The 11,066-nt window shown below is 59.7% G+C and carries 13 protein-coding genes; 6 read left to right on the plus strand and 7 right to left on the minus strand.

What is annotated here, in order from left to right; all coding sequences use genetic code 11:
* Both DYL59_RS31905 and DYL59_RS30785 read left to right on the plus strand, forming a co-directional pair.
* Window positions 1-832: RHS repeat-associated core domain-containing protein (locus DYL59_RS31905; protein ID WP_193557593.1), on the plus strand; the 832-nt coding region annotated here is incomplete at its 5' end.
* On the plus strand, window positions 829-1,218 hold the full coding sequence (locus DYL59_RS30785) for a hypothetical protein (RefSeq protein WP_135292555.1): 390 nt from the start codon (window positions 829-831) through the stop codon (window positions 1,216-1,218). The genes DYL59_RS31905 and DYL59_RS30785, both read left to right, overlap by 4 nt.
* 80 nt (window positions 1,219-1,298) lie before the next feature.
* Here the strand turns inward: DYL59_RS30785 and hemB are convergent, their stop codons facing one another.
* The 3 genes from hemB to DYL59_RS30800 all read right to left on the minus strand — a co-directional run bounded on the left by hemB (window position 1,299) and on the right by DYL59_RS30800 (window position 3,934).
* A complete protein-coding gene (hemB, locus tag DYL59_RS30790) occupies window positions 1,299-2,273 on the minus strand; it encodes a porphobilinogen synthase (RefSeq protein ID WP_017736554.1) in 975 nt (324 codons plus the stop codon).
* Between the two features lie 115 nt (window positions 2,274-2,388).
* Window positions 2,389-3,231, minus strand: a complete 843-nt coding sequence (locus tag DYL59_RS30795; RefSeq protein WP_135292556.1) for a PhzF family phenazine biosynthesis protein — start codon at window positions 3,229-3,231, stop codon at window positions 2,389-2,391.
* A gap of 4 nt (window positions 3,232-3,235) precedes the next feature.
* Window positions 3,236-3,934 carry a glutathione S-transferase N-terminal domain-containing protein gene (locus tag DYL59_RS30800; protein ID WP_135292557.1) on the minus strand — a complete coding sequence of 233 codons (699 nt, stop codon included), beginning with the start codon at window positions 3,932-3,934 and terminating at the stop codon, window positions 3,236-3,238.
* 251 nt (window positions 3,935-4,185) lie between these two features.
* On the opposite strand from DYL59_RS30800, the gene DYL59_RS30805 reads away from it, so the two are divergent.
* A complete protein-coding gene (locus tag DYL59_RS30805; RefSeq protein WP_135292558.1) occupies window positions 4,186-4,887 on the plus strand; it encodes a histidine phosphatase family protein in 702 nt (233 codons plus the stop codon).
* A gap of 108 nt (window positions 4,888-4,995) precedes the next feature.
* On the opposite strand, the gene DYL59_RS30810 is transcribed toward DYL59_RS30805, so the two are convergent.
* Both DYL59_RS30810 and DYL59_RS30815 read right to left on the minus strand, forming a co-directional pair.
* Window positions 4,996-5,748 carry a TerC family protein gene (locus DYL59_RS30810; RefSeq protein WP_135292559.1) on the minus strand — a complete coding sequence of 251 codons (753 nt, stop codon included), beginning with the start codon at window positions 5,746-5,748 and terminating at the stop codon, window positions 4,996-4,998.
* Window positions 5,749-5,779: 31 nt separating this feature from the next.
* On the minus strand, window positions 5,780-6,025 hold the full coding sequence (locus tag DYL59_RS30815) for a hypothetical protein (RefSeq protein WP_135292560.1): 246 nt from the start codon (window positions 6,023-6,025) through the stop codon (window positions 5,780-5,782).
* A gap of 134 nt (window positions 6,026-6,159) precedes the next feature.
* Between DYL59_RS30815 and nhaR the strand changes: the two genes are divergently transcribed.
* Complete coding sequence (nhaR, locus tag DYL59_RS30820) at window positions 6,160-7,062, plus strand: transcriptional activator NhaR (RefSeq protein ID WP_135292561.1); 903 nt, start codon at window positions 6,160-6,162, stop codon at window positions 7,060-7,062.
* On the opposite strand, the gene DYL59_RS30825 is transcribed toward nhaR, so the two are convergent.
* Window positions 7,046-8,206, minus strand: coding sequence for an MFS transporter (locus DYL59_RS30825; protein WP_135292562.1), 1,161 nt, complete (start codon window positions 8,204-8,206; stop codon window positions 7,046-7,048). The genes nhaR and DYL59_RS30825 overlap by 17 nt on opposite strands.
* A gap of 241 nt (window positions 8,207-8,447) precedes the next feature.
* On the opposite strand from DYL59_RS30825, the gene sstT reads away from it, so the two are divergent.
* Complete coding sequence (gene sstT / locus DYL59_RS30830; protein ID WP_135292563.1) at window positions 8,448-9,668, plus strand: serine/threonine transporter SstT; 1,221 nt, start codon at window positions 8,448-8,450, stop codon at window positions 9,666-9,668.
* Between the two features lie 63 nt (window positions 9,669-9,731).
* Here the strand turns inward: sstT and DYL59_RS30835 are convergent, their stop codons facing one another.
* On the minus strand, window positions 9,732-10,241 hold the full coding sequence (locus DYL59_RS30835) for a DUF1993 domain-containing protein (RefSeq protein WP_135292564.1): 510 nt from the start codon (window positions 10,239-10,241) through the stop codon (window positions 9,732-9,734).
* Window positions 10,242-10,348: 107 nt separating this feature from the next.
* Here DYL59_RS30835 and DYL59_RS30840 point away from each other — a divergent pair, with 107 nt between their 5' ends.
* Complete coding sequence (locus tag DYL59_RS30840; protein WP_135292565.1) at window positions 10,349-10,996, plus strand: YceH family protein; 648 nt, start codon at window positions 10,349-10,351, stop codon at window positions 10,994-10,996.
* Window positions 10,997-11,066: the final 70 nt, after the last annotated feature.

Genomic DNA, 11,066 nt, shown 5'->3' on the forward strand with positions numbered 1-11,066 from the left:
GATCGCCGAGCACCGCAAAGACAAACACCGCAGCTATATCTACGAACCCGACAGTTTCCGCCCGCTGGTCATGCTGGAAGGCTTCGGCCCCAAAGAAACTAAGCCCTACCACTATCAACTCGACCACCTCGGCACACCCCAGGAACTCACCACGCCCGTGGGAGAAATCGTCTGGTCCGCGCACTACCGGGCCTATGGCGAAATCAGCCGCCTCGACATCGGAAAAGTCGACAACCCAATACGGTTTCAAGGCCAATACTTCGACCAAGAAAGCGGGCTCCACTACAACCGCCATCGCTACTACAATCCGGAGATTGGTCGTTACCTCACGCCTGATCCGGTGAAGCTGGCGGGTGGGATCAACGCGTACCAATACGTGCCTAACCCTATTGGTTGGATCGATCCCCTGGGACTGGCATGCACTCCATATGACTGCCCGAAACCCGTAGTAGGTGGTACGTGGAAATTCAATCCAGATGTAGACATTGATAGACGTAGTGAAAAGGGCAGCGCCTACGAACAAATGCACGTAGGGTTAAAAGAAGCGTTCAGTAAAACAGGGGTGCCCAGAGATGAGTTTGAAGTAAATAAATGGGGAAAGGACCAGTATGGAAAATCCTTTCCAACGGAGTGGCGCGTTCTAGCTGGAGCAAACAAAGGCGCAGAAGTAAACATAGACAACCCACTACTGGTTCCCAGTACTGATGGTCCAAGCTCTCCTCACATTGGTTACCAGACAGCAGGTAAGCGTGGAACAGGAGGGGCTAAAAGAGGCCACGTATTGCTGGAACTGCTACCCGTCAGCCGATCCCGAATTGGTGTTTCTCAATGAGCTACTTAGAAGCAGAAATTGATGAAGCCTTAGAACACTCAGGCATTGAAAATAGAAAGTTCAATAATGATGAACTGGGGGCTCTCATCACATCCCTTCGCCAGGTTTTTTTCGGCACTGGAAGCCGCTTCCTTGATCCTGCCGAATTAAGAGTTAAACATAGCGAACACAATCCGAATTTTTGGCAGGAAATATCAGGCCGCATCCTTAATGATGATTTGATTCTAGTCGTCTTTGACACTGCGTATAGGGCTTGGAGTCTTGAAAGTTCGGAGCAACTCAAGTGTGTTTTATCTGAAACAACCGGATATCCGTTTTGGGTAACAGATAGGCGCTTTTCATTCTTGGTCTACGTAGATGACCATGACTGCGTGAACTGGGCTTAAGCTTTGGCCGAAGGGTTGGGGGGCTGCTGCGCAGCCCATCGGGGGCAAGCCCCCTCCCACATTTGCAATTGCAGCGGGCCTTAGATCCCAGCCAGCGCCAAGTCCATTGCGAAATAGGTGAAGATCAAATCCGCCCCCGCCCGCTTGATCGACCCCAACGTCTCGCGCACCACGCGATCCTCATCAATCGCGCCCGCCTGCGCGCCGAACTTGATCATCGCGTATTCACCGCTCACCTGGTACGCCGCCACCGGCAAACGCGAGGCTTCGCGAATGTCGCGGATGATGTCGAGGTAGGCCCCGGCGGGCTTGACCATCAGCGCGTCCGCGCCTTCCTGTTCGTCCAGCAGCGATTCGCGCACGGCTTCGCGGCGGTTCATCGGGTTCATCTGGTAGCTTTTGCGGTCGCCCTTGAGGGCGCTGCCGCCGGCTTCGCGGAACGGGCCGTAGAGGGCCGAGGCGAATTTGGTGGAGTAGGCCATGATCGGGATATGGGTGAAGCCTGCGTCATCCAGGGCGCGGCGGATGGCCTGGACCTGGCCGTCCATGGCGGCGGACGGGGCGATCACGTCGGCACCGGCGCGGGCGGCGGCCACGGCTTGTTTGCCGAGGTTGACCAAGGTTGCGTCATTATCCACATGGGCACCGTGCATCACGCCGCAGTGGCCGTGGTCGGTGTATTCGCAGAAGCAAGTGTCGGACATCACGATCATTTCCGGCACAGCGTCCTTGATGATCGAGGACATGCGCGAGACCAGGCCGCGTTCTTTCCAGGTGTCGCTGCCGCTGGCGTCCAGGTGGTGGGACACGCCAAAGGTCATTACCGACTTGATGCCGGCGCGGGCATAGCGCTCGATCTCGGCGGCCAACTTCTTCTCGGGGATACGCTGCACGCCCGGCATGCTGGTGATCGGCACAAAGTCATCGATTTCTTCTTCGACGAAGATCGGCAACACCAAATCGTTAAGGGTGAACTCGGTTTCCTGGAACAAGCCACGCAGCTCCGGGGAGCGGCGCAGGCGGCGTGGGCGGGCTTGGGGGAACTGGCTGGTCATGGCTGTCCTGAAATAATGGCTAAAACTTTGGGGCGAAAGCTTATGCCCCCTGCCCCTGCAGCACAAACGCCGGGGGGCCAACAGTGTATTGCTCGGGCCGTAATAATGTACTGATCTAGAGCTGTAGACGCCCCTCGATGCACACCGCGACGGCGCCGCCGACCCAGATTTCGTCACCCTGGCGCTCAATACGAATTCGCCCCGCACGCCCCAGGGCCGTGCCCTGGCTGACCACATAGCGCTCCGGCGCCAGGCCCTCGCCAAGCAGCCATTGCGCGACACCGGCGTTCAAGCTGCCGGTGGCCGGGTCTTCCTGGGCGCCGTCGCCTGCGACAAAGGCACGCACCTCAAAGTGTGCATCCACATCGTCGCGGCTGGGGTCACAGGGGGCAATCACGCCGACAGCCAGGCCGAGCAGCTGGGAATAGTCCGGCTGCAAGGCCAATACCTGATCGCGGTGGGTCAACATCAGCGCCAACCAGCCCGCGCCGTTGTCCACCCACTGGCTGCGCACAATGGCCTCGGCGCTCAAGCCCAACGCCAGGCGTACACGCTCCAGCAAAGGCGTCTCTACCGGGCCGGAACGCAGCAAGGGAGGCGCAATAAAGGCCAGCTCATCGCCTTGGCGACGGATGCGTACCAGGCCGATCTCGCATTCCTGGATGATCTCTTCGCCCTGGGGGATGCCGCCAGCGTGCAACCAGGCATGACAACTGCCCAGCGTCGGATGTCCAGCGAATGGCAGCTCCTTCAAGGTGGTGAAAATGCGCACCCGGTAGTCAGCCCTGGGATCGCGGGGGGTCAGTAAAAACGTGGTTTCGCTCAGATTGGTCCAATTGGCGAAGTCAGCCATTTGCCGGTCCGTCAGACTATCGGCGCCGAAGACTACGGCCAGCGGGTTGCCCTTGAGCGGCACACGGCTGAACACATCCAGTTGTTTGAAATCGAAAGTCGGCATTGGCTCAGCTCGGAATATTCAGGCCACGGATCACGGCCGGGCGGGCAACGAAGCCATCCAGCGCACGCAGTACATTGGGGAAGTCGGCAATGCCCACCAGATCGCCCGACTCGTAGAAGCCGATCAGGTTGCGGACCCACGGGAAGGTGGCGATATCGGCGATGCTGTAGTCGTCACCCATGATCCAGGTGCGGCCCAGCAGGCGTTTTTCCAGGACGTCCAGCAAGCGTCGGGACTCGGCGGCATAACGGTCGCGCGGGCGTTTGTCTTCATAGGCCTTGCCGGCAAATTTGTTGAAGAAGCCCAACTGGCCAAACATCGGACCGATGCCGCCCATCTGGAACATCAGCCACTGGATGGTTTCGTAGCGGGTGGCCGGGTCTTCGGACAGCAACTGGCTGGTTTTTTCCGCCAGGTAGATCAGGATCGCACCGGACTCGAACAGCGCCAGCGGCACACCGCCCGGCCCATCGGGGTCGATGATCGCGGGGATCTTATTGTTGGGGTTCAGGGACAGGAACTCAGGGGAGAATTGGTCCTGGGTCTCGAAGCTGACCTTGTGCGCTTCATAAGGCAGGCCAAGCTCTTCGAGCATGATCGACACTTTCACCCCGTTGGGCGTGGGCAACGAGTACAGTTGCAGGCGCTCCGGGTGCTGGGCAGGCCATTTGCTGTTGATCGGGAAGGCGGCGAGTGGGTTCATCGGGAAGTCCCCTGGCAGAAAGCCTCCATCATAGTCATCTGACCGATGTCCTGCATGGGTCACGAATACGCAACATCAACGGGCTATTATCCCGCGTGGGCGAACCAATACGCCCTTGCGCACTCTTAAGTGCGCTTGATCGGTGAATGGAGGCACCTTGCTATAACGACAAGGAACACCGCAGGACGCAGGATGCGTCACTGGGGCCGGGCATGTCAGCCTTAATCCGATGCACTTAAGACTCGACACTTATGACCATCAAGCCTCTGTGCCTTGCGAAACGCCTGAAACGATATTCATACATCATGTTGCCGCTGTTGCTGGTAGGCGGCGCCATCGGTCTGACCCTGGAATCGCGTACCAGCAAAGCCGAACAGGCAGACGGCGTGCAAACCCTGGTGTTCCTGCGTCACGGAGAAAAACCTGCCGGCGGCCTCGGCCAGCTCAATTGCCAGGGCCTCAACCGGGCGATGAACCTGGCCACCCTGCTGCCGGAAAAATTCGGCAAGGCCGATTTTGTATTTGCCGCCAACCCAACCCGTAATGTTGAGGAAGGTGAGCTGGACAATTCCTACAGCTACATTCGCCCGCTGATGACCATCAGTCCCAGCGCCATCAAACTGGGACTGCCGGTGAACATCAACTTTTCGGCGAATGACACCAGCGACCTGGCCGATGAACTGGTCGAGGACAAGTACCACAACGCCACCATCTACACTGCCTGGTCCCACGGCTACCTGCCGGAATTGATCAACAAGGTGGCCAGCGAAGCCTCGGGCGAAAAGCACACCATCACCGATGACTGGTCTGGCAGCGACTACGACACGCTGTATGTGCTGACGCTGACCTGGCATAACGGCAAGGCCTCGCTGCTGAGCCGCAATTACAAGCAAGGCCTGAACAACGGTGACGAGAGTTGCCCGGACCCAACACAAGTCAGCGCCGACTCCTGATCGCTAGGCCTCGGCCAGGCAATTCAGAAGTAGCAGGTACAGACCAACAAAAACGCCGCATTCTGTCAGACAGAATGCGGCGTTTTTGTTGGGGCAGCAGCCCGCTGATTACGCCTGACGGGCAGCCAACAGCCGTTTATGGCGATTGCGTCGAGCGATGTTCAGGCACTCGATCGCGGCCGAGAACGCCATTGCGGCGTACACGTAGCCTTTAGGCACATGGGCACCGAAGCCTTCGGCGATCAGCGTCATGCCGATCATGATCAAGAAGCCCAGGGCAAGCATCACCACGGTCGGGTTGTCGTTGATGAATTTGGCCAGCGGCTCGGCCGCCACCAGCATCACGATCACCGAGGTCACTACGGCAATGATCATGATCGGCAAATGCTCGGTCATACCCACGGCGGTAATGATGCTGTCGATAGAGAACACCAGGTCCAGCAGCAGGATCTGACCGATCGCCGCCGCAAAACCGATGGCGACCGTGTTGCTGACGCTGGCCTTCTCCTCAGGCTCCGGGTCCATGCTGTGGTGGATCTCGGTGGTCGCCTTCCACACCAGGAACAAGCCACCGGCGATCAGGATCATGTCCTTCCACGAAAACGCCTGGCCCAACACCTCGAACACCGGGGTGGTCAATTGCACGATAAACGCGATGGTACTCAACAGGCCCAGGCGCAAGACCAACGCCATGCTGATACCGATGCGTCGTGCCTTGGCACGGTGCTGCTCGGGCAATTTGTTGGTGAGGATCGAGATAAAGATCAGGTTATCGATGCCCAGCACGATTTCCATGACGATCAAGGTGGCCAGTGCCACCCAGGCGGTGGGGCTGGCGGCCAGTTGTAAAAGGTAATCCATAGGTCAGTCCTGAGGTGAAAGTGCTGGGGAATTAGGTTTCTTTGGTGTCGGACGCGTCTTCGGCTTCTTTTTCCTGCTGCTCAGGCTTGATCAACCCTTGGGTCGCCTCACTCAACGCCTGCTCGGCGGCCTTGTGGGTGTCATCAATCGCTTGCTTGGCCGACTCGGTGGCTTTGCCCAATACCTGCTGCGCGCTCTTTTCAACCTGATCGCAACCGCTGATCACCATCAATGAAAGCGCAAGCACCGATGCCGCGCCCAGGGAATTGAGTTTCATGATGTATTCCTCGTTAGAACCATTGGGTCCAAATAGTGGCCCCGCGATAGCGAGGCATTCTATGCAGGCGAACACTTCAGGAAAATTCGTATTTTTCTCGCGTATACTTCGATTTTTACGAAGTGATGGTTGCCATGCTCAATTACCGCCAATTGCATTACTTTTGGGTCGTGGCCAAGACCGGCAGCATCGTGCGCGCCTGCGAGCAGTTGAACCTCACCCCCCAGACCATCAGCGGGCAGATCAGCCTATTGGAGCAAACCTTCGGTATCGCGTTGTTTCAGCGGGTCGGCCGCCAGTTGGAACTGACCGAAGCCGGGCGCCAGGCCCTGCCCTATGCCGAGCAGATGTTCCAGACCGGCAATGAATTGGAGGCGATGTTGCGAGCGCAGCCCAACGAACAGCAGATCGTGTTTCGCGTGGGCGTGGCGGATGTGGTGCCCAAGTCCATCGTCTACCGGCTGATCGCGCCGACCATGGAGCTGAGCGAGCCGATCCGCATCACCTGCCGCGAAGACAAGCTCGAACGCCTGTTGGCCGACCTGGCGATCCAGCGCCTGGACCTGGTGATCTCCGACAGCCCCATGCCCACGCACCTGGACATCAAGGGCTACAGCCAGAAGCTGGGGGAATGTGGCATCAGCTTTTTCGCTACCCAGGCCTTGGCTGACGAATACGGCGGCGCTTTCCCACAGTGCTTGCAGGGTGCGCCGCTGTTGATTCCTGGGGCGGAGACGGTGGTGCGCAGCCGCTTGCAGCGCTGGTTCGCCGAGCAGCAGATCCAGCCGCGAATCATCGGTGAGTTTGACGACAGCGCCCTGATGCAGGCCTTCGGCCAGTCCGGCAGCGGGATTTTCATCGCCCCCAGCGTGATCGCCGACGAAGTGGTGCGCCAGTACGGCGTGGCGCTGATTGGCCAGACCGATGCGGTGACCGAGTCGTTCTACGCGATCTCGGTGGAGCGCAAGGTCAAGCACCCCGGCATCGTGGCGATTACCGAAGGCGCGCGACGCGAGTTGTTTACCGCCCTGCCATGACGTCCGGTTGTTCAACGGTCATCAGCCACAGTGCCAGCGGGATCGACACCAGGATCAACCCCGACGCCGCAAAGCCCAGGCTACCCAGGCCCAGCGTGTCGATCACATGCCCCCCCACCATCGCGCCCAGACCGATCCCCAGGTTGGCGCCGGCGATGTTCAGCGACGCCGCAAACGCCGGTGCATGGGGCGCGGCCTTGATCAAACGCACATGGCTGACCAGGAACATCGCCGCCTGGGTCACGCCCCACACCGCCATCGCCGCTGCCAGGCCGAGGGTGGAATGAATGGCTGGCACCAATGCCACCATGCCCGCAATCATAAAGCCGCAAAACACCATGGACGCGATCAACGGGTGGCGGTCCACCGCCCGACCGCCCAGGGAATTGCCAATCAACCCGACCGCGCCAAAGCCCATCAGGCACCAGCCCACCAGGGTGCCGTCGAAGCCTGCCAGGCGTTCAAGGATGTCGGCCAGGTAGGTGTAAGCCGTGAACATCCCACTGAATACCAGCACCGACAACAGGATGTGCCCCTGCATCAGCGGGTTGCGCAGGATCTTGAACTGCGAGCGCAAGGTCACTTCATCACGTTTGGGCTTGGTCACCGGCAGGTAAATAAACAGCAACAACGCCTTGGCCAGCGCCACCACCGCAAGGATGGCAAACGCGGCGCGCCAGCCGAACATATCGCTGATCAACGTGCCCACCGGAATGCCGAACACCGTGGCGCACACAATACCGAAGCCGATCTTCTCGATAGCCCGCCCGGCAAATTCCGGGCCGACGATGTCCACCGCCGTCTCGCTGGCCAGGGCCCAGAACACCGGTAACCCTAGCGCGGGGATCAACCGTGCGAAGGCCATCACCCAGATATTCGGCGCCAGTGCCGCCACGGTATTGGCCACGGCAAACATGACCAGAATGCTGATAAACAGGCGCTTGCGCTGGAACCGCGCACAGAAGGCGGTAAGAAATGGCCCGCACGCAGCCACCGTGAACGCGAACAACGTCACCAGCAACCCCGCCTGGGACACGCTGACGCTCAGATCCCTGGCGATGGCCGGCAGCAGGCCGACGATGATGAATTCCGTGGTCAGCACAGTAAAACCGGCGGCTGACAGCAGCAGGATGGGAAATAGCATGAAAACTCCAGAAACAACGACATCAACGACTGCCCGAGGGGCTCGCTGACAGAGAGAAAAAATGAGAGGCGAGAATCTTAACAGAGTGTGTCCTGCTCGGGCGAAAGCTGACGGGGCCGGGTGACGGAATGCCGCACGACCAAGGACATTTCCTACAGCATGCTAGACTTCGCGACTGCTTCCTACAGCCCCGTCCGCTTGCAATGCTGCGCCCTACTAAAAAAACTAGAGACAAGTGTTTATGACTGCTGCCCCTTCCCTATTCCAACGACTTACACGCGTCAGCCTGGTGACCCAAATCGTCATCGGCCTGATTGCCGGCATTCTATTGGCCTTGCTCTTGCCCGAGGCGGCCAAGGCCACCGGGTTTATTGGCAAGGTGTTTGTCGCCGCGCTCAAGGCCGTGGCGCCGATCCTGGTGTTTGTGCTGGTCATGGCGTCGATCGCCAACCACAAGCACGGCCAGGAAACCCACATCAAACCGATCCTGTTCCTGTACCTGCTGGGCACCTTCGCCGCCGCTGTGGTGGCGGTGATTGCCAGCATGTGGTTTCCCTCGTCCCTGGTGCTGGCCACCCATGACGCCGCCGTCAGCGCACCTGGTGGCATTGGTGAGGTGTTGCAAAGCCTGCTGCTCAGCGTGGTGGACAACCCGGTCAGCGCCCTGATGAACGCTAACTTCATCGGCATCCTGGCCTGGGCCATCGGCATGGGCATTGCTATTCGCCATGCAGGCGAGACCACCCGTACCGTGCTCGATGACCTGTCCAACGGCGTGACGCTGATCGTGCGCGTGGTGATCCGTTTCGCCCCCCTGGGCATCTTCGGCCTGGTGGCCTCCACCCTGGCCACTTCCGGCTTTGGCGCCCTGCTTGGCTACGCCCACCTGCTGGTGGTGTTGATCGGCTGCATGCTGTTCGTGGCTTTGGTGATCAACCCGGCCATCGTGTTCTGGAAACTGCGCCGCAACCCCTACCCGCTGGTGCTGATGTGCCTGCGCGAGAGCGGCATTACCGCATTCTTCACCCGCAGTTCGGCGGCGAACATCCCGGTGAACCTGGCATTGAGCAAGCGCCTGGGGCTGCATGAAGACACCTATTCGGTGTCCATCCCACTGGGTGCCACCATCAACATGGCGGGCGCTGCGATCACCATCACCGTGCTGACCCTGGCGGCCGTGCACACCCTGGGCATCGCCGTCGACCTGCCGACTGCCGTGCTGCTCAGTGTGGTCGCGGCCATTTGTGCCTGCGGTGCATCGGGCGTGGCGGGTGGGTCGCTGCTGTTGATTCCGCTGGCGTGCAGCCTGTTTGGCATCCCCAGCGAGGTCGCCATGCAGGTGGTGGCCGTCGGTTTTATCATCGGGGTGCTGCAGGACTCGGCGGAAACCGCGTTGAATTCGTCCACCGATGTGCTGTTCACCGCGGCCGCGTGCCTGGGCAAGGAAGAACAGCCGGCTTAAACGTCGCGCACAAAAAAACCGGGGCGGTTCTTGATTGAACCGCCCCGGTTTTTTTATGGCGGCTTAGAACGCGCCCATGTAGTCGCGCTTGCCCACTTCCACACCGTTGTGACGCAGCAGGGCGTACGCAGTGGTGACGTGGAAGAAGAACTGCGGCAGGCCGTAGGTCAGCAGGTAGGACTGGCCGCTGAAGCGCTTCTCTTTCGGGGTGCCTGGGCGGGTGACGATCTCAATGCCTTCCTTGCCATCGACTTGCTCAGGCGTGAGGGTGTCGAGGAAGGCCAGCACTTTGGTGATCAGGGCTTGCAGGTCGGCGAAGGTCACTTCGCCATCTTCGTATTTAGGCACTTCGATCTCGGCCAGGCGTGCAGAAACGCCCTTGGCGAAATCGACGGCGATCTGAACCTGGCGCACCAGTTGGAACATGTCCGGGAACAGACGCGCTTGCAGCAGGGCGTTGGGCTCGATGTTCTTGGCGGTGGCGTGGGCTTCGGCTTTGGTCAACACACCGCTGAGGGCGGTGAGCATCTGCTTGAAGACTGGGATGGAGGCGGCGTACAGGGAAATAGTCATGGCAGTCTCAGGGTTAATGGCACGGGCGGCGATTATAGACCTGCCTGTCGCTTGTCTTTTATTTTTTCAGGCTTACGCTAGGCGCTTCACTGCATAGGGAAAGCGCGATGACCGCCGAGCACGAGAACGAGACCCCTGAGCCGCGCCTGAACAGCACGGAAATCCGCATCCTGGGCTGCCTGATCGAAAAACAGGCGACCAACCCGGAAACCTACCCCCTGACCCTCAACGCCCTGGTGCTGGCCTGCAACCAGAAGACCAGCCGCGAGCCTGTGACCAACCTCAGCCAAGGCCAGGTCGGCCAGAGCCTGCGGGCGCTCGAAGGCCAGGGGTTCACCCGCCTGGTAATGGGCAGCCGCGCCGATCGCTGGGAACACCGCGTGGACAAGGCGCTGGAACTGGTGCCGGCCCAGGTGATCCTGATTGGCCTGCTGTTCCTGCGCGGGCCGCAGACGGTCAACGAACTGCTCACCCGCAGCGGGCGCATGCATGATTTTGAAGATGCCGAACAGGTGGTGCACCAACTTGAGCGCCTGATTGCGCGGGGGCTGGCGCTGTTGGTGCCGCGTCAGGCGGGGCAACGGGAGGATCGGTATACCCATGCACTGGGGGACCCGGCGGATATCGAGGCGATTATCAGCGCTCGCGGTAGCCCGGTGGAGCGTGGGACCGGCGTTTCCGTGGACCGTATTGAAGAGCTTGAAGCACGGATTGCAGCTCTGGAAGAAAGGTTGGCGTTACTGGAACAGGCATAACACAATCAAAATGTGGGAGCGGGCTTGCTCGCGAAAGCGGTGTATCAGTCACACATGTACTGACTGAAAC

This window comes from Pseudomonas kairouanensis (assembly GCF_004682055.1).
Lineage (GTDB): Bacteria > Pseudomonadota > Gammaproteobacteria > Pseudomonadales > Pseudomonadaceae > Aquipseudomonas > Aquipseudomonas kairouanensis.

Bases quoted from the DNA above. Each gene is read 5' to 3' on its own strand.
- DYL59_RS30785 (WP_135292555.1), top strand. From the start codon at position 829: ATGAGCTACTTAGAAGCAGAAATTGATGAAGCCTTAGAACACTCAGGC.
- hemB (WP_017736554.1), bottom strand. From the start codon at position 2,273: ATGACCAGCCAGTTCCCCCAAGCCCGCCCACGCCGCCTGCGCCGCTCC.
- DYL59_RS30795 (WP_135292556.1), bottom strand. From the start codon at position 3,231: ATGCCGACTTTCGATTTCAAACAACTGGATGTGTTCAGCCGTGTGCCG.
- DYL59_RS30800 (WP_135292557.1), bottom strand. From the start codon at position 3,934: ATGAACCCACTCGCCGCCTTCCCGATCAACAGCAAATGGCCTGCCCAG.
- DYL59_RS30805 (WP_135292558.1), top strand. From the start codon at position 4,186: ATGACCATCAAGCCTCTGTGCCTTGCGAAACGCCTGAAACGATATTCA.
- DYL59_RS30810 (WP_135292559.1), bottom strand. From the start codon at position 5,748: ATGGATTACCTTTTACAACTGGCCGCCAGCCCCACCGCCTGGGTGGCA.
- DYL59_RS30815 (WP_135292560.1), bottom strand. From the start codon at position 6,025: ATGAAACTCAATTCCCTGGGCGCGGCATCGGTGCTTGCGCTTTCATTG.
- nhaR (WP_135292561.1), top strand. From the start codon at position 6,160: ATGCTCAATTACCGCCAATTGCATTACTTTTGGGTCGTGGCCAAGACC.
- DYL59_RS30825 (WP_135292562.1), bottom strand. From the start codon at position 8,206: ATGCTATTTCCCATCCTGCTGCTGTCAGCCGCCGGTTTTACTGTGCTG.
- sstT (WP_135292563.1), top strand. From the start codon at position 8,448: ATGACTGCTGCCCCTTCCCTATTCCAACGACTTACACGCGTCAGCCTG.
- DYL59_RS30835 (WP_135292564.1), bottom strand. From the start codon at position 10,241: ATGACTATTTCCCTGTACGCCGCCTCCATCCCAGTCTTCAAGCAGATG.
- DYL59_RS30840 (WP_135292565.1), top strand. From the start codon at position 10,349: ATGACCGCCGAGCACGAGAACGAGACCCCTGAGCCGCGCCTGAACAGC.